Consider the following 25910-nt stretch of genomic DNA (forward strand, 5'->3'; position numbering starts at 1 on the left):
AGACTCCTACCTATTTATCACGCCTGAGAAGACATCACGGCGAAAACATCACGGCCGACGAAGGACTATTCACCCATGACTGACACTTATGACCTCTCCCGCGTCCACCTGGTGGGCATCGGCGGCTCCGGCATGTCCGGGCTGGCCCGCATCCTGGTCAACCGCGGCGCCATTGTCACCGGTTCCGACGTCAAGGACTCCACCCCGGTGGAGGTCCTGCGCACGATGGGCGCCAAGGTAAGCATCGGCCACAAGGCGGAGAACCTCACCCTGGCAGGCCAGGAGCCCACTGTGGTGGTGACCTCGTTCGCGGCCATCCCGCAGGACAACCCCGAGCTGGTCGCCGCCCGCGAGGCTGGCATTCCGGTCATCCGCCGCTCGGACCTCCTCGCTGAGCTGATGAGCGGCTACCGTCAGGTGCTCCTGGCCGGCACTCACGGCAAGACCTCGACGACTTCCATGACGGTCAGCGCCCTGCAGCAGGCAGGCCTGGATCCCTCCTTCGCCATCGGCGGCCAGCTCAACCGCGCGGGCACCAACGCGCACGCGGGCACTGGCGATGCCTTCGTGGCCGAGGCCGATGAGTCCGACGCCTCACTACTGCGCTACAGCCCCGAGGTTGCCGTCATCACCAACATTGAGCCGGACCACCTGGATTACTTCGGCAGCCCGGAGAAGTACTTCCAGGTCTTCGACGACTTTGCCGAGCGCATCGTCGAGGGCGGCTGCCTGGTGGTCTGTCTGGAGGATGAGCAGGCCGCCGCGACCGGCGAACGCGCCCTGGCCCGCGGCACCACCGTGCTGGGCTATGGCACGGCCGCCGCGGCGCAGAAGCACCCGGGCATCCCGCTGGCCGGCGAGATTCTTGCAGAGTCCGTCACCGTGGCCGGCACCCAGGTGCGCGTGCGCCTCACCCTGCCGGGCGCCGAGCCTCAGGAGCTCGGGTACGAGCTGCAGATTCCTGGTCACCACATGGTGCTCAATTCCGTGGCCGCGCTGGTGGCCGGCGCTCTGGTAGGCGGCGAGCCCCGCGAGCTGGCCGAGGGCCTGCAGGACTTCGGGGGAGTGCGCCGCCGCTTCGAATACCGCGGCAGCGTGCGCATCGCCGGCGAGGATTCCCGCCCAGTGCGTGTCTTTGACGATTACGCCCACCATCCCACCGAGGTCACCGCGGTGCTTAACGCCGCGCGCAGCAAGGTGGAGGCCGAGGGCGAGGGAGCGCGCGTGATCGCCTGCTTCCAGCCGCATCTGTATTCGCGCACCATGGAGTTCGACAAGGAATTCGCCGAGGCGCTTTCGCTTGCCGACGCCGCCGTGGTCCTCGACATCTACGGCGCGCGCGAGAAGACGGTAGAAGGCATTACCTCCCGCATCATCACCGACAAGATGCCCGAGGACATGAAGGTCATCTTCGAGCCGAACTTCTCCGAGGGTGCGCAGGACGTTATTTCCCTGGTGCAGCCGGGCGATGTCGTCCTCACCATCGGTGCGGGTTCGGTGACGATGCTTGCCGCTGAGATCCTCGACGGCCTGAAGGCGCTTTAATGTCGAAGAAGGTGATAGCGGCCGTCGTCGGAGGCGTTCTAGCACTCGTGCTCCTCGCGGGCGCGGCGGTGTGGGTGTTTCCGGTGCTCACCGTGAAGTCCTTCGAGATCACCGGCAACGAGCACAGCACACCGCAGGAGATCGAGGAGGCCTCCCACGTGGCCCAGGGCAGCAACCTGGTGCGCCTGGATGCCCGCGAGGCCGCGAGCAACATTGTGAGCCTGCCCTGGGTGGAGTCAGCCACGGTCTCCCGCGCTTTCCCCTCCACGGTGCGCGTGGAGCTCACGGAGCACACCGCGGTGGCCTTCATCAAGGAGGGCGAGGCCACGCAGCTTGTCGACGACACCGGTGAGAAGTTCGCCATGGACACCCCGCCCGAGGACGCCGTGGAGCTTAGCGGAAAGATCGACGAGGACGCGGAGGTCTTGCAGCCCGCCGTGGAGATCCTCGCCGCGCTGCCGCAGCCGCTGCGCGCCCAGGTGCGCACCCTGGAGGTCGACGGGCGCTACTCCATGACGCTGGTGACCAAGGACGATCGCCGCGTGTACTGGGGCGCTTCCGAGGACAACCACAACAAGGCGATCGCCTTCGAGGACGTGCTCAAGTTGGAGGGCTCGCAGTGGAACATTTCCAACCCGGAGCTGGTGACCTCGCGCTAGCCAGAGCAGCGTAGACTACTGCGGCGCATGGGGCGCCTGTGACTTGAAAACCCGCATGTCAGGAACTCTAAACCAGTGGTTGAGGGTATCGACACGCGGGCAAATGAACGCGGAAATCACGGCAATGTCGTTAATGATGGAAGCAACCGCCTCGCACGGAGGCGCCTTCTCGTTTAGTACAAACCTTAAATCGAAAGGTGAGAGACCCTCACATGATCTCTACTAGCAACAACCTCGCGGACATCAAGGTCGTCGGCGTCGGCGGCGGCGGCGTCAATGCGGTTAACCGCATGATTGAAGAAGGCCTCAAGGGTGTCCAGTTCGTCGCCATCAACACGGACTCGCAGGCGCTGATCTTCTCCGACGCAGACACCAAGCTCGACATCGGACGCGAAGCCACCCGAGGCCTGGGCGCAGGCGCTAACCCGGAGGTGGGCAAGACCTCCGCCGAGGATCACAAGACCGAAATCGAAGACGCCCTGCAGGGCTCCGACATGGTCTTCGTCACCGCCGGCGAGGGCGGCGGCACCGGCACCGGTGCGGCTCCGGTCGTGGCGTCCATCGCTAAAAAGATGGGCGCGCTGACCGTCGGCGTTGTCACCCGCCCCTTCAAGTTCGAGGGCGCTCGCCGCACCCGCCAAGCCATGGCCGGCATCGAGGAGCTGCGCGAGGTCTGCGATACCCTCATCGTCATCCCAAATGACCGCCTCATGCAGCTCGGCGGGGAGGAGCTGTCCATCGTCGAGGCCTTCCGCGCCGCCGATGAGGTTCTGCACAACGGTGTTCAGGGCATTACCAACCTCATCACCATCCCGGGCATGATCAACGTCGACTTTGCCGACGTTCGCTCCGTCATGGCTGACGCCGGCTCCGCCCTCATGGGTATCGGCTCCGCCCGCGGCGATAACCGCGCGCTGCAGGCAGCCGAGCAGGCAATAAACTCCCCGCTGCTGGAGTCCACCATGGAGGGCGCCAAGGGCGTTCTGCTTTCCATCGCGGGTGGCTCCGATCTTGGCCTGCACGAGGTCAATGCCGCGGCTTCCATGGTGGAGGAGCGCGCCGACGAGGACGCCAACATCATCTTCGGCACCATCATCGACGACAACCTGGGTGATGAAGTCCGCGTCACCATCATCGCCACCGGCTTCGACGCGCAGGCCAACATGACGCAACCGGCTCAGCAGCAGCAGGCTTCCCGCCCGGGCTCCCTCTTTGACAACCGTGAGGTGGAGCCGCGCGAGGAGCGCGAGAGCTTCGCCCCGCGTCCGGAGGAGCGCGAGGTCTACCAGCCGCGCCAGGAGGAGCGTGAGCCTTACACCCCGCGCCACTCCTACGAGCGCGAGCAGCCGGCCTCCAGCGGCCTGTTCACCACCTCGGATCGCTTCCGCGAGGAGCGACGCGAGGACCGCGATGACTACCGCCTGTCCCGCTCCACCGAGCCGCGCCGCTACGATGACGGCGACGATGACGATGATCTGGACGTTCCCTCCTTCATGCGCTAAGGGATGCGTTCATGAACTAGATCATCATCTAGGCTTGAGTGCATGCCACTAAACGAGGAAACAGGACGCCGCCCCGTCCGCATGGTTTTCACCAGCCGTGCCGGCGGGGCTTCGTCGTCCCCTTATGACTCTTTCAACTTGGGCGACCACGTGGGCGATGACCCCGCCGCCGTGGCCGCCAACCGCGCGCGGTTGAAGAAGGCCGTGGGCTTGGAGGACATCGTGTGGATGGAACAGCTCCACACCAACACCGTGACCGTGGTGGGCCCGGAGCGCCGCGGGGTCGACGAGCCCGTGGAGGCCACCGACGCCCTGGTGACCACCGAAAAACGCCTGGGCCTGGGCGTGCTGGTGGCTGATTGCACCCCGGTGCTGCTGGTGGATATCGCCGCTGGGGTCATCGCCGCGGTGCACGCCGGACGCCTCGGCGCGCGCAACGGGATCGTGCGCAACACCGTAGAGACCATGGTCTCGCTTGGCGCTAGCCCCGCCAGTATCCAGGTGCTCATGGGCCCGGCGGCTTCCGGGCGCAACTATGAGGTCCCCGAGGCGATGGCGGAGGACGTCGAGAAGCACCTGCCCGGATCCAAGACCCGCACCGCACAGGGCACCTGGGGAGTGGACGTGCGTGCCGGCCTGGTGCGCCAGCTGATGAGTATGGGGGTCACCGCCATCGAGTCCGATCCGCGCTGCACCATCGAGGACACCGACTTCTTTTCTTATCGCCGCGAGGGCGCCACCGGGCGCCAGGCCGGCGTCATTTGGTTGGAAGACTAGCTGCTTGGAGGATGAGACATGACTGACACGACCACCCCGCACACGCCTGCTCACGACGCCGATGCGCAGCGCCTGGAGGAGCTGCGCGCTGGCCTGGAGCGCACCCGCGCCGAGATTTCCCGCCTGTCCCAGGAGGCCGGCCGCAAGGAGCCGCAGCTACTGCCGGTGACCAAGTTCCACCCGGCCAGTGACATCGCTCTGCTGGGCCAGCTGGGAATCACCGACGTCGCCGAAAACCGCGAACAGGAGGCCCGCGAGAAGGCTGAGGCGCTGCCGCAGATGCGCTTTCACATGATTGGCCAGATCCAATCCAAGAAGGCCAATCACGTGGCGCGCTGGGCGCACAGCGTGCACTCCTTGGACTCGGAAAAGCTCGCGCGCGGCCTCGACAGGGGAGTGGCACTGGCCAAGGAGCGCGGCCAGCGCGAGGACGGTCTTCCGGTGTTCATCCAAGTCTCCGCGGACGGCGATACCGCGCGCGGCGGCTGCCCCGTTGACGGAGTCTTCGAGCTCGCGGATCTGGTGGAAGAACTGGAGAATCTGCAGCTGCGCGGCCTGATGGTTGTCCCGCCTCTCGACGCCGACCCCGGCGAGGTCTTTGGACAGGTCAGGGCGCTGGCGGAGGAGGTTGCTACGCGCTGTGGGCACCCCATGCTGCTATCCGCAGGAATGAGCGGGGACATGGCCGAGGCCATTGCGCACGGCAGCGATATTGTGCGTGTCGGAACCGGGATTATGGGGCCGCGGCCACTAGGTTAGTGGGCAACGCAAAAGCGCATCACACCAGTGTTATTCACTTCTGTTTCACGTCTGTTTCAGGAGTTAAAAACGTTCACATTCTAGGTCAGAGGGAGACCCACAATGTCTTTAATCGATAGGACGAAAGAGTTCTTCGGGCTGGGCCCGATGGACATCGACGCCGATGATCCGTACTACGCAGACGATCGCGGTTACACCGCGCCTTCCTACGGCAACGCCTACGAGCAGCCGGCTGAGGAAGCAAACTTCGCGCCGACCATCGTGGCTTTGTCCGTAGTCTCCTTCAACGATGCAGCCAAGGTGGGCGCCCCGTTCCGCGACGGCGACGCCGTGGTCTTCGAGCTCACCGACGCCGAGCGCCCCGCCGCCAAGCGCTTCGTGGACTTCGCCGCCGGCCTGTGCTTCGCGCTGGAAGGCCGCATGATGAACCTGACCAAGGGCATGGACACCAACCGCAAGGTCTTTGCCATCGTGCCCAAGGGCGCTGACATCTCCACCCTGGAGCTTGAGCGCGCTGCGCACCTGCGCTAAGGCCCCGGCTTAACTTTTTCCGAACGCCGCTTCCCCCAAGTGTTGGTGGGGGAGGCGGCGTTTGTGTGTGGGGCCGACTCCCACCGGCGGGGGTAATTCCGATAGGCTCGTGTGCTGTGAATACCCTAGGTTCGATTTTGTTGGTCCTCCTGAGCCTCTACTCGTGGATTCTGGTGGCGCGCATCATCATTGAGATGATTCAGTCCTTCTCCCGCGAGTTCAACCCGCCGCGCTGGTTCATGATGGTGGCTGAGGTGCTCTTTGTGCTCACGGATCCGCCGGTCAAGGCGCTGCGCAAGGTGATTCCGCCGCTGCGGATGGGCGGGGTGGCACTCGATGTGTCCATCATCGTGCTCTTCCTGCTGATCGCCTTTCTTTCCCGGCTTGTTGCCTGGATTTTCTTTGGCCCAATGGCCTAGACAACGGCTTGCGGGTGTACTAAACCCTATTGTTAACGTTGAGGCTTAAAGCTCCGTTAGATAATGTGGGCTTTTGGTTACAATGATTAAGAGCAATCCGTATTATTAACCGCATATGTTCCTTGTGGGCGCGGCCTTAGGTCTCGTCTCCAGCTCCTAGACCTTCTAAGGGCTGTCCGATCTGAAGGGGAAGAGAAAGTCAATGCCACTGTCACCAGCTGATGTACACAACGTCGCTTTCAGCAAGCCGCCGATTGGCAAGCGTGGCTACAACGAAGATGAGGTCGATCAGTTCCTCGACCTCGTTGAGGACACCCTTGCCCAGCTTCAGGATGAAAACGATGACCTGCAGGCTCAGGTAGATGAGCTGCAACAGGGCCAGGCATCCGGTGCCGCTGCCGGCGCCAAGGGCGCTGATGAGGCCGCCATCCGCAAGGAAGTGGAGAGCAAGCTGCGCGCGGAGTACGAGTCCAAGCTGGCTGACTCCAAGAATGAGGTAGCCAAGGCCAAGGAGGAGACCCGCCGCGCCCAGGAGCAGGCCAAGGCAGAGCAGGCTAAGGCCGCTCAGGCTGCGCAGGCGTCCAAGGCTCCGGCTGCTGGCGCGCAGGCTAACGACGCCGAACTCAAGGCCGCCCGCGAGGAGGCTGCCGCCGCCAAGCGCGAGCTGGAGGCCGCCAAGCGCGATCTCGAGTCCACCCGCAAGGAGCTGGATGAGGCCAAGAAGTCCGGCGGTGCCAAGGCCGCCGCGGCTGCCACCACCGGCGCAGCTGCCGCCAAGGGCGCTGAGGGTGCCGCCACCCCGGATACCCACATGCAGGCCGCCCGCGTTCTGGGCATGGCGCAGGAGATGGCTGATCGCCTCACCTCCGAGGCCCGCGCGGAGTCTGACGCCATGCTGGCTGAGGCTCGCAGCGCTGCTGAGAAGCAGCTTTCCGAGGCCGACAGCCGCTCCAAGGCCCAGCTTGCCGACGCCCAAAAGCGCTACGACGCCCAGCTGCTCGACGCCGACAACCGCTCCAAGAAGCTGGTGTCTGACGCCGAAGCTAAGGCCAAGCAGACCGAGGCTGACGCCACCTCCCGCGCTGAGGCTCAGATCCGCCAGGCTGAGGAGAAGGCCGCTGCCCTGCAGGCCGATGCTGAGAAGAAGCACACCGAGGTTATGAACACGGTCAAGCAGCAGCAGACCGCTCTGGAGGCACGCATCTCCGAGCTGCGCACCTTCGAGCGCGAGTACCGCACCCGCCTGAAGACCCTGCTGGAGTCCCAGCTGGAGGAGCTGGCCACCCGCGGCACCGCTGCCCCGAATGGCGAGGGTGTCAAGTAAGAGAGCCTCCGTCTACTCAGGCTGAGAAGCGATAGCGTCCCTTCGGGGGCGCTATTTTTCTTTGCGCGTCACAAGTGTCGCAGTCTTCGCGGGCGCTCCGGACGCGGACACATATGCCTTCACGCGCTAAATCGAACCTTCCCGTTTTCAATAGAGTGTCGTTAACCCGGTTGGGTCCGTGCGCGCGGTGGCCCCGCGAGCTGAGGCCGGCCTCGGCCTGCTTCGGCTCGCCGCGCACAGGGTAGGGTGCTCCCAGCTTCAAATAGACCCTCGGATTGGGTGCGTGTGGGGCGTGATTTTGAAGCTGGGAGTCGGTGGGGAGGCTGCCTGGGTTGCTGGAGCCAGATGTGCTCTTGCCAGGCGTCGATGCCGCCGCGCAGGGAGTAGATGTTGCTGAAGCCGCGGGTGCGCAGGGCCTCGACTGCTTGGGAATCGCGCAGGCCGCTGGCGCAGTAGAGGACGGCGAGGTCCTCAGAGTTTAGAGGGTGGCCGGCGAGGATGTCATCGAGCGAATGGTGCTGCGATCCGGGGATGAGGGAGGCGGCGCGTTCGGGGGAGATGCGGACCTCGATGAGCGTGGTGCTCTCTGGGAAGTCGCGGACGTCGGTGGGGTTGTCAGCGCGCGCCGGGGTGGCGCCGCCTGCGCGCACGGGGATGTACTCCCAGGTCCCGGCGAGGGAATTGTAGTAGCCCAGCGTGCCGATGAGTGGGGCGCCGATGCCCGTGAGGAGCTTGAGCGCTTCGACGGCTAGGGCGGAGCCAGCGACGCCGACGACTGGTCACATCACACCAGCCTGCGAGCAGGAAGGTACCTGCGGATCGGTGGAAAAGAGGTCCTCGTAGACCGGGCCGTGGCCGGAATGGAAGACGGTGAGCTGTGCGTCGTATCCCAGAAGCGAGGCCTACACGTGCGGAATGCCCAGCTCATGGACGGCCCAGGCGGCTAGGCGGCGGGAGTAGAAGTTTTCGGTGCCGTCGATGATAAGGTCAGCGCCGCGCAGCTGGTCGAGGGCGTTATCGGCTGTCGGGCGCGAGAACTGCTTTACGGTGCACTCGGGGTCGAGGGCGTTTAAGGTTTCGGCGGCGGATTCGGTTTTGGGCTGGCCTACGGTCGCCGTGCTGTGGATGACCTGGCGGTGCAGGTTGGAGGGGAAACGGTGGCGTCATCGGAAAGCAGGATGTGGCCCACTCCCGCCCTGGCTAGGTAAAGCAGGGCAGGTGAGCCGAGGCCACCGGCGCCGATGACTGCGACGGTGGCGTTAACCAGGAGCTTCTGTGTGTCAGTTCTTTACAAGGCTTCCTGTCGTGCGTAGCGTGAACTCATCCTGAAGTCCTCCGAGCTTTTCCTGGGCCTGCCTTGATTTCAACAACTCCTTGTGGCGGGATTCTGAATCCAAATCTCCCTGGCACTCTCAAGGCGTCGCAACTCCATAGTTAAGAGCTACTTAACTCTTATTTACCCTTTTTGATAGATACACCAATTTGGCCACAGTACCCGCATGAGTACTGTGGCCAAATTTTGGAGGACAGTTTCGCAAGATCCTATCACTTTTTATCAAGTGATTAATGGACTGCTAGCTCCACTTAAAACACCGATCATGCCGCTGCTCGACGAAAGACTAAATGGTAATTGGGCCAGAAAAAGTAGCAGATGGCTAGGAACACCACGACTATTCGCCCAACCAAGCTAGGGAAGAAAGCTGTAATAGCTATCGTTGCAGCAAAGAGGAAAATGGAGCGCACACGATGCATCCAAGGAGATACCGCTTTTTCACCCATGATCATGGAAATACCAAAAAGGATTACTCCCAATATTGAATAGATCCACAAATATTCAGAATTGAAAAAGTGTTCAACTCCATGTTCCTCAATAATGTCCGAGGGGAATATAGTGACAAAAGCCCACAGAGATTCTGGAAAGCGAATAAACTTTGGATCTTTATCCATCTGCATTAGTCATCCTCAATCTTTGCGGTAATTGGCGGAAACCCCCACTTAGAGTACCGGGTAATACCTTTGCCCTGCGCGACTGCCTCTGTGATCTTAGCAGCAAGATCGACAAAGTAAGCTGCTCCAAGAAGGCCGGCAGCGCCAGAAATAGCAGCTCCGATCGGCCCGCCTGATATAGCACCCCAAGCAAAGAATGCCGCCTCAAGAGCAGCTGGCCCTTCCATTGCTGCTGCGGTAAGAGTTGCAGCCGCCCCAACCTTCAGATCGTCATTTGATATGTGGCCGAGCTTGTGATCGTATGTAGTAACAATTTTTGGCTCGTTTTCCTTGTGCTGAACAATGCTTTCATCCTCAGCAAGCACTGAGTGGAAAAACTGACATCTTTGTCTTCGAAACCATAATCACTACGGAGCTGTTCGTCGTTGAGATCGGACTTGAGGTTGCCCTGATCGTCGTAATGAATATGTTCACCGACGTTACTAATTAGTTCAAGCTGCTTCTTCTCTTCAGGAGTGATCTCCTTAAGAGACCTATCAAATTGCTCTTCGGACCAAACAGGAGTTTTCTCTGCTTGTTCAACCGTTTCGGCAGAAGCTGCGGGGGCAATACCTGCAGTGAGTAGAGATGCAATTGTCAGAAGTGCGACTCGACTCATGATAGAACCCTTCTGTATCGATAGGCGGAGCAGCGCTATGATACACACCACCCTGGCATCTCGCTTCTCAGATGAGCCACACCCTACAGCATGTGGAATACTCCATCGCTGATGGAATGAGAATTGCGGGATTTCCGATGTCTCATAGATGAGAGTTCTCGCCTGTGATGGGTTCTATCACCGGGTGGGAACAGGGGCTAACCGTATTTTCAACACCCCTGTTTTCGGATTTGATTGGGGGCAAGATTCTTTCAATTAAACGTTTGTGTATGAATCATCTTCAATTCCGTCGTCTAAAACCGGACATCTTTACGCTAGGTAAGGTCAGGGTTTTAGTGGCGCTTCACTTCAAGCTTTCCATTTAACTGGTTTAATGAACGCGTGCTGAAAACGGGAATGTTCGATTTTGCGCCTGAAGGCTACTATCTCTGCGCAGAGGGCGGGTCCTAAGCGTGAGGGCCCTATGTGTGCGGGTCCTAAGCGCGCGCGCGCCGAGCGCACACTATCGCCGCTGGCACACTCTGTGTAAGGTTTGGGGAGGTAAGGTGTGGGGAGTGTAGTGGAACCGGTCCGGAGCGGGCCGGCACAAGGCTCCTGAAGGAGGCCAAGATGCTCGTTGCGGCGCTGTTGCTCGCGTTTGTTGCCTTCGTCGCGTTTGTGTACTACATCATGAGCGGCTCGACGGTGGCGCTGATCGCCCTGTTCGTGGCCACGGGTGTGGGCTTGGTGCTTTTTGTGCTGGATACCTTCAGCAAGCGGCGTAAGCGCAGCGGTGAGGAGGGCCTCGCCGAGGAGCTAGGGGAGCAGCTCGTCCTGCCGGATCCGGAACGCTAGACTCACCCGCAGTGCGCGGGGTATAATCTTCCACCGTATGCACTGAGCCGGCAATCACCGGGGAGCATCTCGGAAGAACGCCAGCCTAGCTGGTCAGTAGAACCGAGCGGGTGGGACCGAAATCTCCTTCACTACAGCAACGAAGTGGGCGTCGTCAAGGCGCCAAGCAGGGTGGTACCGCGTGCCCATGGCGCGTCCCTGCACCCCACCGAGTGAAGGAAGATTTTTATGAGCACAAAAGGTACTGAGAACGTCGGGGGCGTCTACCCCAAGGTCGATATGACCGGTGGCTCCTCCCGCTTCCCGGACATGGAGCAGATTGTCCAGGATTACTGGAAGGAAGACGGCACCTTCCAGGCCAGCCTGAAGCAGACCGAGGGCTGCCCGGAGTACGTCTTTTATGATGGCCCTCCTTTTGCCAACGGCCTGCCGCACTACGGCCACCTGCTGACCGGCTACGTCAAGGACATCGTTCCGCGTTACCGCACCATGGCCGGCTACCACGTCCCGCGCGTCTTCGGTTGGGACTGCCACGGCCTGCCCGCCGAGCTGGAAGCAGAAAAGCAGCTGGGCATCACCGATAAGGCTCAGATCCAGGAGATGGGCCTGGCCAAGTTCAACGAGTGCTGTGAGGAATCCGTCCTGCGCTACACGCAGGAGTGGGAAGACTACGTCAACCGCCAGGCTCGCTGGGTGGACTTTGAGAACGGCTACAAGACTCTTGACATCAACTACATGGAGTCTGTCATGTGGGCCTTCAAGGAGCTCTACGATAAGGGGCTCATCTACCAGGGGTTCCGCGTGTTGCCGTATTCCTGGGCCGAGCACACCTCGCTGTCCAACCAGGAGACCCGCCTCGATGACTCCTACAAGATGCGCCAGGACCCGACCCTGACCGTGACCTTCCCGGTCACTGGCGCGCTGCCGGGCTCGAAGGCCGAGTCCACGCTGGCAGCCAACGCGGAGCTTGGCGAGGCCTCCTTCCTCGCCTGGACCACCACCCCCTGGACCCTGCCCTCCAACGCCGCCCTGGCCGTTCACCCCGAGGTCAACTACGTCCTCTTCCGCGCCACCGAGGGCGACTTCGCCGGCCGACTCTTCATCATGGGCGAGGCCCTGGTGCCCACCCTGAGCAAGGAGCTGGGCGAGGCCGAGATCCTCACGACCTTCCGCGGCGCGGAGCTGGAGGGCTTTACCTACGAGCCCATCTTCGGCTTCTTCCCAGATCTCAAGAACGCATATCAGGTGGTCGTGGCTGATTACGTCACCACCGATGACGGTACCGGCGTGGTCCACCAGGCCCCGGCCTTTGGTGAGGACGATATGCTCACCTGCCAGAACTACGACATCGAGCTGGCCATCCCGGTCGATGCCGACGGCAAGTTCACCACCCAGGTTCCGCCCTACGAGGGCCAGCTGGTCTTTGACGCCAACAAGGACATCATCCGCGACCTTAAGGCCGCCGGCCGCGTGGTGCGCCACGTGACCATCGAGCACTCTTACCCGCACTCCTGGCGCTCTGGCGAGCCGCTGATCTACATGGCGCTGCCGGGCTGGTTTGTCAAGGTCACCGAGTTCCGCGACCGCATGGTGGAGATCAACCACAACGAGATCGAGTGGCTGCCGGAGCACATCCGCGACGGCCAGTTTGGCAAGTGGCTCGAGGGCGCGCGCGACTGGAACATCTCGCGTACCCGCTACTGGGGTGCGCCGATCCCGGCGTGGGTTTCCGATGACCCGCGCTACCCGCGCGTGGATGTCTACGGCTCGCTCGATGAGCTCGAGCGCGACTTCGGCGTGCGCCCGACCAGCCTGCACCGCCCGTACATCGACGAGCTGACCCGCCCGAACCCGGACGATCCCACCGGCAAGTCCACCATGCGCCGCGTGCCCGACGTCCTGGACTGCTGGTTCGAGTCCGGCTCCATGCCCTTCGCACAGGTGCACTACCCGTTTGAGAACAAGGAGTGGTTTGAGACCCACTCGCCGGCGGACTTCATCGTGGAGTACTCCGGCCAGACCCGCGGCTGGTTCTACCTGCTGCACGTGCTGTCCACCGCGCTCTTTGACCGCCCGGCGTTCAAGAAGGTGGTGGCGCACGGCATCGTCCTAGGCGACGACGGATTGAAGATGTCCAAGTCCAAGGGCAACTACCCCAACGTCAACGAGGTCTTCGACCGCGACGGCTCCGATGCCATGCGGTGGTTCCTCATGTCCTCGCCGATCCTGCGCGGCGGCAACCTCATCGTCTCCGAAAAGGGCATCCGCGAGGGCGTACGCCAGGCCATCCTGCCACTGTGGAACGCCTACACCTTCTTGCAGCTGTATTCCTCCCAGGAGGCGCGCTTCGATACCAGCTCCACCAACGTGCTAGACCGCTACATCCTGGCCAAGACCCACGATCTGGTGGAGCGCACCGACGCCGCTCTGGCCAACACCGACATCGCCGCGGCGACCGAGGAGGTCCGCCACTTCGCCGACGTGCTGACCAACTGGTACGTGCGCCGCTCCCGCGACCGCTTCTGGGAGGGGGAGGAGACCCACGCCGAGGCCTTCAACACCCTCTACACCGTGCTGGAGACCGTCTCCCGCGTGGTAGCACCGTTGCTGCCGCACGTGGCTGAGGTCATCTACCGCGGCCTGACCGGTGAGCGCTCCGTGCACCTGGCCGCCTACCCCAAGGCGGAGGATTACCCGGCGGATCCGGCACTCGTTGCCGCCATGGATGCCACCCGCGCGGTGGCCTCGGCTGCGTCCTCGGTGCGCAAGTCCAACAAGCTGCGCAACCGCCTGCCGCTGCCAAAGCTCACCGTGGCCATGACGGACTCCGCCCAGCTCGCTGACTTTGCGGACATCATCCGCGACGAGGTCAACGTGAAGGACGTGGAGCTGACTGACGACGTCGACAGCGTGGGTACCTTCCAGGTGGTCTGCAACGCGAAGGTCGCCGGCCCGCGACTGGGCAAGGACGTGCAGCGCGCCATCAAGAACCTCAAGGCCGGCAACTACGAGCGCCGCGGCGATGAAGTCGTGGTGGACGGGGACATCGTCCTGAGCTCGGAGGAGTACACCGAGCGCCTGCAGGCAGCCAACCCGGAGTCCACTGCACGCGTCGATGGCGTCGACGGCCTTGTGGTGTTGGATACCACCGTGACCGAGGAGCTGGAGGCCGAGGGCTGGGCTGCCGACGTCATCCGTGGCCTGCAGGACGCCCGCAAGGCGGAGAACTTCGAGGTCTCCGACCGCATCACCGTGGTGCTGGCCGTTCCCACCGAGAAGCAGGAGTGGGCCGAGCGCCACCGCGAGCACATCGCCGCCGAGGTCCTGGCCACCGAGTTCACCGTGACCACCGGCGAGCTGGAGGGCTCGGTGCACGACGTGGTCAAGGGCGTGCGCGCGACGGTGACCAAGAACTAGGTCGCGGCGGTGGCGATGCGCCAGCCATAGGACGCATGTTCTACAGTGGTGGGCATGCAGCGCTGGGTTCTCCACATCGACATGGACGCGTTCTACGCCTCCGTGGAGCAACTCACCCGCCCCACGCTGCGGGGGCGCCCGGTGCTGGTGGCAGGCGTTGGTGGGCGCGGTGTGGTCGCCGGTGCGTCCTATGAGGCCCGCGCCTATGGGGCGCACTCGGCCATGCCGACGTTTAGGGCCCGCCAGCTCGTGGGCCCGCGCGCGGTAGTGATCTCTCCGCGCCGGGCGGTGTATTCGGCGGCGTCGAAAAGAGTCTTTGAGATCATCGCCCGCCACGTCGACGTCATCGAGCAGCTCTCCATCGACGAGGCCTTCATGGAGCCGGAAGCACTGGTGGGGGCAACGCCGGAGCAGGTCAAAGCCTGGGCAGATAGCCTGCGCGAGACCATCCGGGAGGAAACCGGGCTGCCCAGCTCCATCGGCGCGGGCGCGGGCAAGCAGTTTGCCAAGATCGGATCGGGGGAGGCCAAGCCGGACGGCACCTTTGTCATCCCCAAGGACAGGCAGCTGGAGATGCTCCACCCGTTGCCGGTGGGCAAGCTGTGGGGGGCCGGACCGGTCACGCAGCAGAAGCTCGCTGCGATTGGAGTGGAGACTATCGGCCAGCTGGCCGCGATGAGCCGCAAGGAAGTGGAGATCTCGCTGGGCGGGGTCGTCGGCGTGCAGCTGTGGATGCTGGCGCAGGGCATCGACGAGCGGCCGGTGGCGCCGCGGGCGATTGCCAAGCAGATCTCCACCGAGCACACCTACCCGAAGGACCTGCTCACCGTGGCGGAGGTGGACGCCGCCATTACCCGCGCGGCCGAGGGCGCACACCGGCGCTTGCTCAAAGACGGCCGCGGCGCGCGCACCGTGACGGTCAAGCTGCGCATGGCGGATTTCCACATCGAGTCGCGCTCGGCCACCTTGCCCTATGCCACCGACGACCTCGACACTCTCAAGGCCACGGCTTTCAACGTGGCGCGCTACCCGGAGGAGCTGGGGCCCATCCGCCTGGTGGGCGTGAGCTTGTCCGGGCTGGAAACCGCCCGCCAGGACGTGCTCTTTCCCGAGCTGGACAGGGTGGTGATCCGCCCGCCGAGCAAGGCCGACGACGACTACGAGACCGGTGTTTCTGACGGAGTGGAAGAACCGCGGGTGGAATCCACCGTGGAGTCCGCCGCCGGGTCCGCTGCGGGAACGCCCTGGGGCGAGGATGCGGAGAACTCGGGGACCATTTGGCGGGCCACCCAGGATGTCTACCACCCGGACTACGGCCACGGCTGGGTGCAGGGGGCGGGCCACGGTGTAGTGAGCGTGCGCTTTGAAACCCGTGCCACCGGTCCCGGAAAGACCAAGTCCTTTGCCGCCGATGACCCCCAGCTCGTGCCCGCCGATCCGCTAGACAGCCTGGCTTGGCAGGACTGGTTTGCCCAGCGCGAGCCGGCCGAAGACTAGCCGCCCGTGGTGGCGAACATATCTGCCACCGGGGTGCCGGTGGCCAGCGCCGCGGCGAGCATGATGCGCGCCTGGCCGGGGCGCAGACCGTGGGCATGCACCGCGCCCTTATCCCCCAGGGTGGCCCCGCCGCCGGCGCCGCCGTAGGCCAGCGTGGTGCTGCCGTAGGGCACCCGGGTGGAGATAACCACGGCGACGCCGCGATCCAGCGCCCGGGCCACGGCCGTGCCCATCTCCTCGCCCACGTTGCCCGAGCCCATGGCCTCGATGACGAGGCCGGAAAAGTGGGGGAGGGAGGCGTCGACAAGCGTGGCTTCCGCGCCGGGATAGGCGGAGATGATGGCCACGGGGTGCTCGGCCAGCGCGGCCAGGGGCAGCGGGCCGAGCACCGGCGGGGCAACGCGCATGGACTCGAAACCGTTGAGGTGGGCGGTGTGGTTCTTCCGCGCCCCGCGCGCCGGGATGGTCATGCCGCCGAACTGGATGTAGACGCCGGTGTGACCGGACAGGGTGAGCGCTAGGGCGTCGCGGAGGTTGCGTTGGCCGTCGGGGTTGGGGTGATCGAAGCTGCGTTGCGCGCCGGTGAGCACCACCGGCTTGGTCCCAGGGTGAAAGAGCTCTAGCGCCATGGCGGTCTCCTCCATGGAGTCGGTGCCGTGGGTGATGATGATGCCCTCGATGTCGGGGCGGGCGAGCTGCGCGTGGACGGTGGCCAGGAGATCGTCGAGATCCCGCAGCGTTATGGAGCTGGAATCCAGCGCGCGGAACTCGATGACCTCGAAGTCCGGGACCCGCTCGAGGGTGGACTTTCGCAGGTCATCGGCAAGGTGGTGGCCGCTGACGGTGGGGATGAGGGAGCCGTCTTCTTGGGTGGTGCAGGCAATCGTGCCGCCGGTAGCGATGAGCGCAATAGACATGGCAACCACCTTAGCTGGCGCCTGCGGGAGGGCGGCCCGCGGACTTTCTTGCAGCGCATCGCCACTTTCCGGGCGCGGGAATCCGTGATTGCTGTGACGTGGGGTTAAAGTGAGAACGTTACATGTGACCCCAATCTGAGGAGTTTGACGTGAAATTCACCAAGCTGAGCGCCGTGATCATGGCTGTGTCGACGGCCACCGCGCTGGCAGCGTGCTCGTCGTCCGATGACGAGAAGCAGTCTGAGCCGACCACCGCTGCCTCCAGCAAGGCGCCGGCCTCCGAGGCCGCCGGCGAAATCCCGATGGCCGCGGACCTCAACGCCATCCTGGCCAAGGCCACTGACCCGAACGTTCCGACGGAGGAGAAGGTCCAGACCGTTCAGGGCAGCGAGACCGCCACTGAGCTTTTCGACGTCATGACCCAGTCCCAGGCCGAATCCGGCGCCGTCTTTGAGGTTGTGGACCCCGTGATCCCGGGCCTGGTTCCGGATTCCGCCCTGGCCACCGTGCACATCACCACCCCGGACGGGCAGGTACAGACCGCCGACCAAGTGGAGTTCGTCCGCGAGGACGGCAACTGGAAGCTGTCCAAGACCTGGGCCTGCATGCTGATCACCAACATCGTTCCGCCGGAGGAGGTGCCGGCCATGTGTGCTGATACCGCCGCTGGTGCGGAGACCGCCGCGCAGAACGAGGGCGAGGCGCCCGCCGAGGGTGCTCCTGCTGAGGAGGCTCCGGCTGAGGGCGCGCCGGCTGAGGGGGCTCCGGCGCAGTAACGCTGCACTCCCAAAAGTCTAGCCCTGGAATTCTAGACCTCCTGCTCGCGATCATCGCCGCGACTCTTTCGGCGAAGCGCGACCTCAAGGTCTGTACTTTCAGGGATAGACGTTTGTCTTGAGGGGCGTGGCGCTTGCTTCTTCGCCCGGAGCCATGGGCCAGAGACCCTAAACAGCTGAACCTGAAAAGCTGAACCTCCTGTTCGCGTTCCGCTCGTTGTGAGGCGGTGATGATCACGAACAGGAGGTTCAGCTTTTCAGGTTCAGACTTTTGCGAAGGGGATGTACACGGCGCCGGCCGCGGGCGCTGTGTTGCTAGCCCGCCGGGCTGAAGTGGCTAGCCCGCCGGTTTGAAGCTCATCTCCGTGGACGTGGACTGCACCACGCGCAGGTCCGAGCCCTCGGTTCCGTAGATGATTTTGGTGTCGAAGGAGACCTCGCCGCCGGTAGGCAGCGGCTTGCTCAGATCCACGGTGAGCGTGCCGGTGGAATCGGTGACAGTGCCCATGACCTCGAGTTCTTTATCCTCCAGCTCGGTGCCCTGAGCCTGGCCCTCAAAAGACAGTGCGCCGAGGGAGGGGCGCTGGGCCACCTTGACGCCCAGGGTGAGGACGTCGCCCTCCAGCTTCTCCAGGGTGTAGGTGGTGGTCTGCAGCAGGGTGGACTCGCCAGCCACGCGGGACTCCACGGTCCACGTGGCCCCCTGGCCCACTTCCTCCTTGGGGAAGACGATAGGCAGGGAGGTCAGCTTCATGATCGCCTGCTCCACCACGCCGCGCGCCTCATCCGTGGCCGCCTGCGGTGCGGCCAAGCGCAGCGAGTTCATCTGCCCGTTGTCGGTGGCCCGCCAGCCAAACTGGAAGCCCTCGGCGGAATCCACCTGGGCGGAGCCGCTGTAGGTGGGCAGGCCCGCGGTGACAAAACCGTTGCGGGTGGCCGGCAGCTGGCCCTCGACATCCTCCGTGGCTTTTTCCACGCTGGCGTCCAGCGGCAGGGTGGTGGTGGCGGAGTCGACGTCGCCAGCCTTGAAGTCCTTGGCCGCGGAATCCTTGAGCAGATCCTGGCTAAAGCCCTGCGTGACGGAGTAGTCCAGCTTTTGTTCCGCGTCGATGTCCTGGAAAGTGAGCACGCGGCGCTCGCCGGAGCCGGCGTCCTCCAGCGTGACGCGTGGGGCGTCGAGAGTCAGGCCCACTGGCTGCTCGACGGGCTCGGCAGGCTTCTCATAGGAGCACCCGCCCAGTGCGAGGGCGGGCACGAGGAGGGCAACGGCGGCGAAAGTCTTAACACGAAACACGCATTCCAAAATACCGGACGGGGCTGTTTAGAATAGACCGGGTGAGAACTAGGAGCTTTATCGGGACAATGGCGGCGGTCGTGCTGGGCGTGGCCGCCGTCGATCAAGCAGTCAAACAGCTGATGCTGTCCATCCTCACCGAGGGCGAGCCCCTGCCCGTGATAGGCAACTGGTTCCGCTTCTACCTCCTGTTCAACCCCGGTGCGGCCTTCTCCATGGGCGGGGAGGGCTCGACGTGGCTGTTTACCACCATCCAGCTGGCCTTCGTGGTGGGCGTGGCCATTGCCGCCCCGCGCATCCATGACCGCTGGCAGGCCATCGGGCTGGCGATGATCGCCGGCGGCGCACTGGGCAACCTCATCGACCGGCTGTTCCGCGAGCCCGGGTTCTGGTTTGGTCACGTGGTGGATTACATTTCCATCGGCAATTTTGCGGTCTTTAACATCGCCGATGCCTCCATCACCTGCGGAGTGGTGGTCTTTATCATCGCGATGTTTGCCGCGGAGCGGAAGGAGTCCCATGCGCGAGAGTCGTAGGCTACCCGTCCCCGAGGGCTTGGAGGGCATGCGTGCCGACGCCGCCCTGGCCAAACTGCTGGGCATTTCCCGCGCCAAGGTGGCGGATCTCTGCGCGGCCGGCGACGTGGAAGTCGACGGCGTGGCCGTGAACAAGTCCGATCGCCTCAGTGCGGGCGGGTGGATCGACGTTATGATGCCCGCCCCGGAGGAGGCATTGATTCCTCGCGAGGAGCTCGTCGAGGGCATGGACGTGCTCTACGCCGACGAGGACATCATCTGCGTGCACAAGCCGGTGGGCGTGGCCGCGCACCCCACCCTGGGCTGGGAGGGCCCCACCGTCATCGGGGGTTTGCGCGCCGCGGGCTTTTCCTTGGCGGAATCCGGCCCCACGGAGCGCAAGGGCATTGTCCACCGCCTCGACGTGGGCACCTCCGGTGTCATGGTAGTTGCCGCCAGCGAGCGCGCGTACTCGCTGCTCAAGGCGGGGTTCAAGGAGCGCACCATCAAGAAGACCTACCACGCTGTGGTTCAGGGCCTGCCGGATCCCATCGAGGGCACCATCGACGCACCCATTGGCCGTCACCCCTCCGCGGGCTGGAAGTTTGCCGTGCTTGACGACGGCAAACCGGCCGTCACCCATTACACCCTGCTGGAGGCTTTCCGGGAGGCCAGCCTGCTGGAGGTCCACCTGGAGACCGGGCGCACCCACCAGATCCGCGTGCACATGTCCGCCACCGGGCACCCCTGCGTGGGCGATCCGATGTATGGCTGTGACCCGAACTTGGCCAAGCGCCTCGGGCTGGTGCGCCAGTGGCTGCACGCGGTGAAGCTGGGCTTTCACCACCCCGGCACCGGCAAGTGGTTCGAGGTGGAAGCACCCTACCCGGAGGACCTCAACCACGCCCTTGAGGTGCTGCGCGGATGAGCTCGGCAGCAGGTGCTGCGCGGATGAGCCCGGCAGCTCAGCCCGGCGGTCCCAGGGGCACTAGGGCGCCGAAGGCGGCGACTTACTATCGTCGTCGGCGCCTAGCCGCTCTCGTTCTCCTGTTGGTGCTCGCGCTGCTGGTGGTGCTGGTCTTTGGGATCTTTGGCACGCAGCGCAGCACCGCGGTGCAGGGGGATCAGCTCGGACCCGATAGCGACGAGCCCCGCGCACAGTACCTCGAGCGCGCAGCGGACACAGTGGCGCAGGCAGAGGACCCCGCCTACGCGCTGGTGAGCTTCGCTCGCCCGATGAGCCCGGCCGGCGTGGCCGCAGCACTCGAGCCGGCCCCGCGCATGGATGCCATCATCATCGGCATGGCCGCACCCATCGCGGTGGCTGAGCCGAGCCTCGGGCGCGACCGCGTGGACGTGATCACCGCGGAGCTAGAGCGCGTGCACGCCGCCTACGAGGCGGCCCCCGACACCGTGGACGCCGCCGTGGTGTGGGCCGGGGGCGATAAGCTGCGTGAGATCGCCGCGAATCCGGCGGTGGCGGCCGTGGAGGCTGCGCCTGCCGACGCCGCCTGGGGCTCCTTCGGGGTGCGCCCGCTGAGTGCAGAACAGTAGAAAGCAGCGCGGAGCAGTAGAACGTAGTAGAGAGACGTCAAGGAGGACACCATGAGACTCTGGGCCGATACCAGCACCTGGATGCCCAACTACCGTTTTGCCTACGTCCTGGTGTGGGTGGGGCTGGTACTCAGCGTGGTGGGCGCGCTGGGGTTGGCGCTGAGCGGGGGAGAGGCGCTGAGCATTGGAATCGCGATCGTCGTCGCGGTGTATTGCGCGGGCATGGTGGTGGTCATGCCGCGCTGGGCGTTGGATGCGGAGGGGGAGAAGAAGAGGCGTCGCCAAGCGCGCGAGGCACGCCGGGAGCTGAGGCAACGCCGCCGGGGCCGCTAGACGCCACTTAGCTCTTGTGCGCCTTGACTTGCCGCAGGCGCTTGGCGCGGCGCGCGGCGCGGCCCATGCGCACCAGGTCCGCCAGGTAGATGATGACGGCCACCCAGATGATGCCGAATCCGATCCAACGCTCCGTGGACATGTGCTCGTGGGTGACAAAGACGGCCCAGAGCATCTGCATGACCGGCGTCATGTATTGCAGCATGCCCACGGTGGCTAGCGGCAGGTGCTTGGCGCCCTGCGCGAAGCACAACAGCGGTAGCGCGGTGACCAGGCCGGAGATGATGAGCAGCACGGTGTGGCTGGGGCCCTCGCTGAGGAAGGTCGACTCACCCTGGGAGCTGAGGTAGAAGAGGTAGATGAGCGCGATGGGCAGCATCACCAGGGTCTCCGCGGCCACCGAGCCCATGGAGGAGACCGTGATGCGTTTCTTCATCAGGCCATAGATGCCAAAACTCAGTGCCAGCGCGAGGGAGTAGTAGGGTGCTTGGCCGGTCATGAAAGTCAGCCACAGCACGGCGAGCACCGCGATGCCCACCGAGATGGACTGCGCCCTGGTGAGCGTCTCCTTGAGGAAGATGATGCCCAAGGCCACCGAGACCAGCGGGTTGATGAAGTAGCCCAGGGCGGCATCCGCCACGTGCCCGGTGTTCACGGCGATGACGTAGGTGCCCCAGTTGATGGTGATGGCCACGCCGCAGGCCAGCATCCAGCCCCAAGTGCGCAGGCTCATCGCCTTGAGCTCGCGCCACCCGCCGGTGAGCAGCAACAGCCCGGTGACGATGACCGCCGTCCACACCACGCGGTGCGCCAGGATCTCAAAGGGGCTGGCGGGCAGCAGCATGGGGAAGAAGGCGGGGAAGAAGCCCCACATCAGGTACGCGGCAATTGTGTATAGCATAGGAAAATTAATGTACTACTCGGGCTGAGCCTATGAATGATGAGTGCGGAAAATCCGCGCACAGCAACGGAATCTGCCGGTTTTGACGCGCCCGATACACTATCGGCATGGCGAAAAAATCCTCCTTTGTTCACCTGCATAATCACACCGAATTCTCCATGCTCGACGGCATGGCCAAGGTGGACATGTTGGCGGATGAGGTCGTCCGCCAGGGCATGCCTGCCGTGGGTATGACGGACCACGGCAACATGTATGGCTCCAACGCCTTCTACAAGAAGATGACCAGCGCCGGCATCAAGCCCATCATCGGCATCGAGGCCTACATGGCCCCGGAATCCCGCTTCAACAAGAAGCGCGTGCTGTGGGGCACCCCGGATCAGAAGCGCGATGATGTCTCCGCCTCCGGCGCCTACCTGCACCAGACGATGATCGCGGAAAACGCCACCGGCCTGCACAACCTTTTCAAGCTCTCCTCGCTGGCCTCCTACGAGGGTCAGCTGGGCAAGTGGCCGCGCATGGACGCCGAGCTCATCGCCGAGCACGCCGACGGCATCATCGCCACCACCGGCTGCCCCTCCGGTGACGTGCAGACGCGCCTGCGCCTGGGGCAGTTCGACGAAGCCCTCGAGGCCGCGGCGATGTGGCAGGACATCTATGGCAAGGACAACTTCTTCCTGGAGCTGATGGACCACGGGCTGGACATCGAGAAGCGCACGCGCGACGGTCTGTTGGAGATCGGCCGCAAGCTGGACCTGCCGCCGCTGGTGACCAATGACTGCCACTACGTGCTCGAATCCCAGGCGCCCGCCCACGAGGCCATGCTCTGCGTGCAGACCGGCAAGACCTTCATGGACCCGGACCGCTTCAAGTTCGACGGCACCGGCTACTACATCAAGTCCGCTGAGCAGATGCGCGAGATCTGGGATGACATGGTTCCGGACGGCTGCGATAACACCCTGTGGATTGCCGAGCGCGTGCAGGACTACGGCGAGATCTGGGAGGAACACACCCACGACCGCATGCCGATTGCCGACGTCCCCGAAGGCCACACCCCGACCTCCTGGCTGACCCACGAGGTGATGGAAGGCCTCAAGGCCCGCTTCCCAGGTGGGGAAGTACCGGAGAACTACATCGAGCGCGCCGAGTACGAGATCAGCGTCATCGACATGAAGGGCTACCCCTCCTACTTCCTCATCGTGGCGGAGCTCATCAAGCACGCGCGCTCCATCGGCATCCGCGTGGGACCGGGCCGTGGCTCGGCTGCAGGCGCGCTCGTGGCCTACGCGCTGACCATTACCAACATCGACCCCATCGAGCACGATCTGCTCTTCGAGCGATTCCTCAACCCGGAGCGCCCGTCCGCACCGGATATCGATATCGACTTCGATGACCGCCGCCGCGGCGAGATGATCCAGTATGCCGCCGACCGCTGGGGCGAGGACAAGGTGGCGCAGGTGATCACCTTCGGCACCGTGAAGACCAAGCAGGCCATCAAGGACTCCGCAAAGGTGCACTTTGGCCAGCCGGGCTTCCAGATGGCCGACCGCATCAACGGCGCGCTGCCGCCGGCGATCATGGCTAAGGACATCCCGCTCAAGGGCATCATGGACCCGGAGCACGAGCGCTACTCAGAGGCCGCCGAGGTCCGCCAGATGATTGAGACGGACCCGGACGTCAAGAAAATCTACGAGACCGCCCGCGGCCTCGAGGGCGTGGTGCGTCAGGCCGGCGTGCACGCCTGCGCGGTGATTATGGCCTCGGTGCGCCTCATGGACCACATCCCGATGTGGAAGCGCCCTGCCGACGGCGCCTATATCACCGGCTGGGACTACCCGGCCTGCGAGGCCATCGGCCTGCTGAAGATGGACTTCTTGGGCCTGCGCAACCTCACGGTGATCGGTGACGCCATCGAAAACATCAAGAAGAACCGTGGTGAGGACGTGCACCTGGAGGAGATCCACGCCGATGATCCGAAGGTGTCCAAGGTCTATGATTTGCTGTCGCGCGGCGATACCCTGGGTGTGTTCCAGCTGGACTCCGGCGGCATGCAGGAGCTGCTCAAGCGCATGAAGCCCACCGGCTTCAAGGACATCGTGGCCTCCCTGGCCCTCTACCGCCCAGGCCCGATGGGCGTGAACGCTCACTGGGACTACGCGGACCGCAAGAACGGCCGCAAGGAGATCACCCCGATCCACCCGGAGCTGGAGGAGCCACTCAAGGAGATTCTCGATGAGACCTACGGCCTCATCGTGTACCAGGAGCAGATCATGCGTATCTCGCAGAAGGTGGCCAACTACACCGCCGGCGAGGCAGACGGCTTCCGCAAGGCTATGGGTAAGAAGAAGCCGGAAGTGCTTGCCCAGCAGTATGACAAGTTCTGGAGCGGCATGCAGGAGAACGGCTACTCCAAGGACGCGATGGACGCGCTGTGGGGCACCATCGAGCCTTTCGCCTCCTACGCGTTTAACAAGTCCCACGCTGCGGGCTACGGCTTGGTCTCCTTCTGGACGGCCTATCTCAAGGCCTACTACGCCCCGGAGTACATGGCCGCGCTGCTGACCTCGGTGGGCGATAAGAAGGACAAGTCCGCCATCTACCTCTCCGACTGCCGCCACCTGGGCATCCGGGTGCTCTCCCCGGACGTCAACGAGTCCCTGGAGAATTTCCAGGCAGTCGGTGACGACATCCGCTTTGGCATGGGCGCCATCCGCAACGTGGGCTCTGAAGTGGTGGAGTCCATTGTCAAAACCCGCAAGGAGAAGGGCGCGTTTACCTCCTTCTCCGACTACCTAGACAAGATCGAGCTTGCCGCCTGCAGCAAGCGCGTGACGGAGTCCCTCATCAAGGCCGGCGCCTTCGACTCCATGGAACACCCGCGCAAGGGCCTCATGCTCATCCACGAGGACGCCGTGGACTCGGTGCAGACCACCAAAAAGGCCGCGGACAAGGGGCAGTTCGATCTCTTCGCGGGCTTCGGTGGGGAAGGGGCCAGCGAGGCAGCCAGCGCCTTTGCCATCGACATCCCTGATGCCAACTGGGACCGCAAGCACGAACTCGCCCTCGAGCGCGAGATGCTGGGCCTCTACGTCTCCGGCCACCCGCTCGACGGTTTCGAGGAGGCCCTGGAAGCCCAGACGGATACCCCGCTGCCAAAGATCCTCTCCGGCGAGGTGCACAACGGCCAGGAGCTGGTCATCGGCGGCATCATCTCGGGTGTGGACCGGCGTTTTTCCAAGCGCGACGGCTCCCCGTGGGCGATTGTCACCATCGAGGATCACAATGGTGCGCAGGTAGACATCCTGGTGTTCAACCAGGTCTACTCGCTGGTGGCCCCGCAGATTGCGGAGGACAACATCATCCTGGCCAAGGTGCAGGTGAAGATCCGCGACGAGCGCATGTCGCTGTTCTGCTCCGATATCCGCGTCCCGGAGCTCGGCCCAGGCAACGGCGCTGGACTGCCGCTGCGCCTGACCATGCGCACCGACCAGTGCACGATGGATAACATTGCCAAACTCAAGCAGGTGCTGCTCAACAACAAGGGCGAGTCCGACGTCTACCTCACGCTGGTCGACGGCGATCAGTCCACCATGATGGTGCTCGGCGAGCACCTGCGGGTGGAGCGCTCCGGCAACCTCATGGGAGACCTCAAGGCGACGATGGGCGCGGGCATCCTGGGCTAAGACAGTTAGGGCAGAAGACCTAATCGGCAAAGACCAGACAAGTTCTTCTCCGTGGGTTAGGGTAGACCGCA

At 63.9% G+C, this 25910-nt stretch carries 23 protein-coding genes and 1 pseudogene; 17 read left to right on the plus strand and 7 right to left on the minus strand.

From position 1 onward, the window contains the following. Positions 1 to 75 precede the first annotated feature (75 nt). The 8 genes from murC (at position 76) to Q4E25_RS01970 (ending at position 7516) form a co-directional block, all read left to right on the plus strand. Complete coding sequence (gene murC / locus Q4E25_RS01935) at positions 76 to 1545, plus strand: UDP-N-acetylmuramate--L-alanine ligase (RefSeq protein ID WP_303153443.1); 1470 nt, start codon at positions 76 to 78, stop codon at positions 1543 to 1545. Beyond that, positions 1545 to 2204 carry a cell division protein FtsQ/DivIB gene (locus tag Q4E25_RS01940; protein WP_303153445.1) on the plus strand — a complete coding sequence of 220 codons (660 nt, stop codon included), beginning with the start codon at positions 1545 to 1547 and terminating at the stop codon, positions 2202 to 2204. The genes murC and Q4E25_RS01940 overlap by 1 nt, the downstream gene beginning before the upstream one ends. 212 nt (positions 2205 to 2416) lie before the next feature. Beyond that, positions 2417 to 3706 carry a cell division protein FtsZ gene (gene ftsZ, locus Q4E25_RS01945; RefSeq protein ID WP_303153448.1) on the plus strand — a complete coding sequence of 430 codons (1290 nt, stop codon included), beginning with the start codon at positions 2417 to 2419 and terminating at the stop codon, positions 3704 to 3706. A 42-nt stretch (positions 3707 to 3748) separates the two neighbouring features. Then, positions 3749 to 4483: a peptidoglycan editing factor PgeF gene (gene pgeF / locus Q4E25_RS01950; RefSeq protein WP_303153450.1), complete on the plus strand. Its 735-nt coding sequence runs from the start codon at positions 3749 to 3751 to the stop codon at positions 4481 to 4483. A gap of 18 nt (positions 4484 to 4501) precedes the next feature. Next, positions 4502 to 5242 (plus strand): YggS family pyridoxal phosphate-dependent enzyme, encoded by a 741-nt coding sequence (locus Q4E25_RS01955; RefSeq protein ID WP_303153452.1) that lies wholly within the window; start codon positions 4502 to 4504, stop codon positions 5240 to 5242. A gap of 102 nt (positions 5243 to 5344) precedes the next feature. Next, complete coding sequence (locus tag Q4E25_RS01960) at positions 5345 to 5773, plus strand: cell division protein SepF (RefSeq protein ID WP_303153455.1); 429 nt, start codon at positions 5345 to 5347, stop codon at positions 5771 to 5773. A gap of 116 nt (positions 5774 to 5889) precedes the next feature. After that, on the plus strand, positions 5890 to 6192 hold the full coding sequence (locus Q4E25_RS01965) for a YggT family protein (RefSeq protein ID WP_303153458.1): 303 nt from the start codon (positions 5890 to 5892) through the stop codon (positions 6190 to 6192). 202 nt (positions 6193 to 6394) lie between these two features. After that, a complete protein-coding gene (locus Q4E25_RS01970; protein ID WP_303153460.1) occupies positions 6395 to 7516 on the plus strand; it encodes a DivIVA domain-containing protein in 1122 nt (373 codons plus the stop codon). A 161-nt stretch (positions 7517 to 7677) separates the two neighbouring features. Here the strand turns inward: Q4E25_RS01970 and Q4E25_RS11410 are convergent, their stop codons facing one another. From Q4E25_RS11410 to Q4E25_RS01985, 4 genes and pseudogenes are all read right to left on the minus strand, one after another. Then, a complete protein-coding gene (locus Q4E25_RS11410; RefSeq protein WP_368502595.1) occupies positions 7678 to 8166 on the minus strand; it encodes a rhodanese-like domain-containing protein in 489 nt (162 codons plus the stop codon). 252 nt (positions 8167 to 8418) lie between these two features. Next, a pseudogene (locus Q4E25_RS11415) lies at positions 8419 to 8786 on the minus strand (ThiF family adenylyltransferase); the annotation flags it as partial. 326 nt (positions 8787 to 9112) lie between these two features. Further along, positions 9113 to 9469 carry a hypothetical protein gene (locus tag Q4E25_RS01980; protein ID WP_303153462.1) on the minus strand — a complete coding sequence of 119 codons (357 nt, stop codon included), beginning with the start codon at positions 9467 to 9469 and terminating at the stop codon, positions 9113 to 9115. A 256-nt stretch (positions 9470 to 9725) separates the two neighbouring features. Further along, positions 9726 to 10121 (minus strand): hypothetical protein, encoded by a 396-nt coding sequence (locus Q4E25_RS01985; protein ID WP_303153465.1) that lies wholly within the window; start codon positions 10119 to 10121, stop codon positions 9726 to 9728. A gap of 609 nt (positions 10122 to 10730) precedes the next feature. Between Q4E25_RS01985 and Q4E25_RS01990 the strand changes: the two genes are divergently transcribed. The 3 genes from Q4E25_RS01990 to Q4E25_RS02000 all read left to right on the plus strand — a co-directional run bounded on the left by Q4E25_RS01990 (position 10731) and on the right by Q4E25_RS02000 (position 15869). Continuing rightward, positions 10731 to 10955 carry a hypothetical protein gene (locus tag Q4E25_RS01990; protein WP_303153467.1) on the plus strand — a complete coding sequence of 75 codons (225 nt, stop codon included), beginning with the start codon at positions 10731 to 10733 and terminating at the stop codon, positions 10953 to 10955. 228 nt (positions 10956 to 11183) lie between these two features. Beyond that, positions 11184 to 14372, plus strand: coding sequence for an isoleucine--tRNA ligase (gene ileS / locus Q4E25_RS01995; RefSeq protein ID WP_303153469.1), 3189 nt, complete (start codon positions 11184 to 11186; stop codon positions 14370 to 14372). Between the two features lie 54 nt (positions 14373 to 14426). Continuing rightward, positions 14427 to 15869, plus strand: a complete 1443-nt coding sequence (locus Q4E25_RS02000) for a DNA polymerase IV (protein ID WP_303153470.1) — start codon at positions 14427 to 14429, stop codon at positions 15867 to 15869. Here Q4E25_RS02000 and Q4E25_RS02005 read toward each other — a convergent pair. After that, a complete protein-coding gene (locus Q4E25_RS02005) occupies positions 15866 to 16786 on the minus strand; it encodes an asparaginase (RefSeq protein WP_303153471.1) in 921 nt (306 codons plus the stop codon). The two genes, Q4E25_RS02000 and Q4E25_RS02005, sit on opposite strands and share 4 nt — an antisense overlap. Positions 16787 to 16935: 149 nt before the next feature. Between Q4E25_RS02005 and Q4E25_RS02010 the strand changes: the two genes are divergently transcribed. Continuing rightward, complete coding sequence (locus Q4E25_RS02010) at positions 16936 to 17562, plus strand: hypothetical protein (protein WP_303153473.1); 627 nt, start codon at positions 16936 to 16938, stop codon at positions 17560 to 17562. A gap of 337 nt (positions 17563 to 17899) precedes the next feature. Here the strand turns inward: Q4E25_RS02010 and Q4E25_RS02015 are convergent, their stop codons facing one another. Further along, the gene (locus Q4E25_RS02015; protein WP_303153475.1) at positions 17900 to 18856 is read right to left on the minus strand and encodes a DUF6263 family protein; all 957 of its coding nucleotides are present in this window, start codon (positions 18854 to 18856) and stop codon (positions 17900 to 17902) included. 68 nt (positions 18857 to 18924) lie between these two features. Between Q4E25_RS02015 and lspA the strand changes: the two genes are divergently transcribed. From lspA to Q4E25_RS02035, 4 genes are read left to right on the plus strand one after another with little or no spacing between them, the layout of a single operon-like run. After that, complete coding sequence (lspA, locus tag Q4E25_RS02020; protein ID WP_303153476.1) at positions 18925 to 19392, plus strand: signal peptidase II; 468 nt, start codon at positions 18925 to 18927, stop codon at positions 19390 to 19392. Beyond that, the gene (locus Q4E25_RS02025; protein WP_303153477.1) at positions 19376 to 20299 is read left to right on the plus strand and encodes an RluA family pseudouridine synthase; all 924 of its coding nucleotides are present in this window, start codon (positions 19376 to 19378) and stop codon (positions 20297 to 20299) included. The genes lspA and Q4E25_RS02025 overlap by 17 nt, the downstream gene beginning before the upstream one ends. Next, positions 20296 to 20925 (plus strand): hypothetical protein, encoded by a 630-nt coding sequence (locus Q4E25_RS02030; protein WP_303153479.1) that lies wholly within the window; start codon positions 20296 to 20298, stop codon positions 20923 to 20925. The genes Q4E25_RS02025 and Q4E25_RS02030 overlap by 4 nt, the downstream gene beginning before the upstream one ends. Positions 20926 to 20976: 51 nt before the next feature. Continuing rightward, positions 20977 to 21258, plus strand: a complete 282-nt coding sequence (locus Q4E25_RS02035) for a permease (protein ID WP_303153480.1) — start codon at positions 20977 to 20979, stop codon at positions 21256 to 21258. A 7-nt stretch (positions 21259 to 21265) separates the two neighbouring features. Here Q4E25_RS02035 and rarD read toward each other — a convergent pair whose 3' ends face one another. Further along, entirely contained in the window at positions 21266 to 22159 is an 894-nt protein-coding gene (rarD, locus tag Q4E25_RS02040; RefSeq protein WP_303153482.1) for an EamA family transporter RarD, read from the minus strand. 107 nt (positions 22160 to 22266) lie between these two features. Here rarD and dnaE point away from each other — a divergent pair, with 107 nt between their 5' ends. After that, positions 22267 to 25839, plus strand: a complete 3573-nt coding sequence (gene dnaE / locus Q4E25_RS02045; protein ID WP_303153484.1) for a DNA polymerase III subunit alpha — start codon at positions 22267 to 22269, stop codon at positions 25837 to 25839. Positions 25840 to 25910 lie beyond the last annotated feature (71 nt).

Source organism: Corynebacterium sp. (assembly GCF_030532325.1).
Taxonomy (GTDB): domain Bacteria; phylum Actinomycetota; class Actinomycetes; order Mycobacteriales; family Mycobacteriaceae; genus Corynebacterium.

Coding starts and splice junctions, on each gene's coding strand:
- murC (WP_303153443.1), top strand. CDS start 76: ATGACTGACACTTATGACCTCTCCCGCGTCCACCTGGTGGGCATCGGC.
- Q4E25_RS01940 (WP_303153445.1), top strand. CDS start 1,545: ATGTCGAAGAAGGTGATAGCGGCCGTCGTCGGAGGCGTTCTAGCACTC.
- ftsZ (WP_303153448.1), top strand. CDS start 2,417: ATGATCTCTACTAGCAACAACCTCGCGGACATCAAGGTCGTCGGCGTC.
- pgeF (WP_303153450.1), top strand. CDS start 3,749: ATGCCACTAAACGAGGAAACAGGACGCCGCCCCGTCCGCATGGTTTTC.
- Q4E25_RS01955 (WP_303153452.1), top strand. CDS start 4,502: ATGACTGACACGACCACCCCGCACACGCCTGCTCACGACGCCGATGCG.
- Q4E25_RS01960 (WP_303153455.1), top strand. CDS start 5,345: ATGTCTTTAATCGATAGGACGAAAGAGTTCTTCGGGCTGGGCCCGATG.
- Q4E25_RS01970 (WP_303153460.1), top strand. CDS start 6,395: ATGCCACTGTCACCAGCTGATGTACACAACGTCGCTTTCAGCAAGCCG.
- Q4E25_RS01980 (WP_303153462.1), bottom strand. CDS start 9,469: ATGCAGATGGATAAAGATCCAAAGTTTATTCGCTTTCCAGAATCTCTG.
- Q4E25_RS01985 (WP_303153465.1), bottom strand. CDS start 10,121: ATGAGTCGAGTCGCACTTCTGACAATTGCATCTCTACTCACTGCAGGT.
- Q4E25_RS01990 (WP_303153467.1), top strand. CDS start 10,731: ATGCTCGTTGCGGCGCTGTTGCTCGCGTTTGTTGCCTTCGTCGCGTTT.
- ileS (WP_303153469.1), top strand. CDS start 11,184: ATGAGCACAAAAGGTACTGAGAACGTCGGGGGCGTCTACCCCAAGGTC.
- Q4E25_RS02000 (WP_303153470.1), top strand. CDS start 14,427: ATGCAGCGCTGGGTTCTCCACATCGACATGGACGCGTTCTACGCCTCC.
- Q4E25_RS02005 (WP_303153471.1), bottom strand. CDS start 16,786: ATGTCTATTGCGCTCATCGCTACCGGCGGCACGATTGCCTGCACCACC.
- lspA (WP_303153476.1), top strand. CDS start 18,925: ATGGCGGCGGTCGTGCTGGGCGTGGCCGCCGTCGATCAAGCAGTCAAA.
- Q4E25_RS02025 (WP_303153477.1), top strand. CDS start 19,376: ATGCGCGAGAGTCGTAGGCTACCCGTCCCCGAGGGCTTGGAGGGCATG.
- Q4E25_RS02030 (WP_303153479.1), top strand. CDS start 20,296: ATGAGCTCGGCAGCAGGTGCTGCGCGGATGAGCCCGGCAGCTCAGCCC.
- Q4E25_RS02035 (WP_303153480.1), top strand. CDS start 20,977: ATGAGACTCTGGGCCGATACCAGCACCTGGATGCCCAACTACCGTTTT.
- rarD (WP_303153482.1), bottom strand. CDS start 22,159: ATGCTATACACAATTGCCGCGTACCTGATGTGGGGCTTCTTCCCCGCC.
- dnaE (WP_303153484.1), top strand. CDS start 22,267: ATGGCGAAAAAATCCTCCTTTGTTCACCTGCATAATCACACCGAATTC.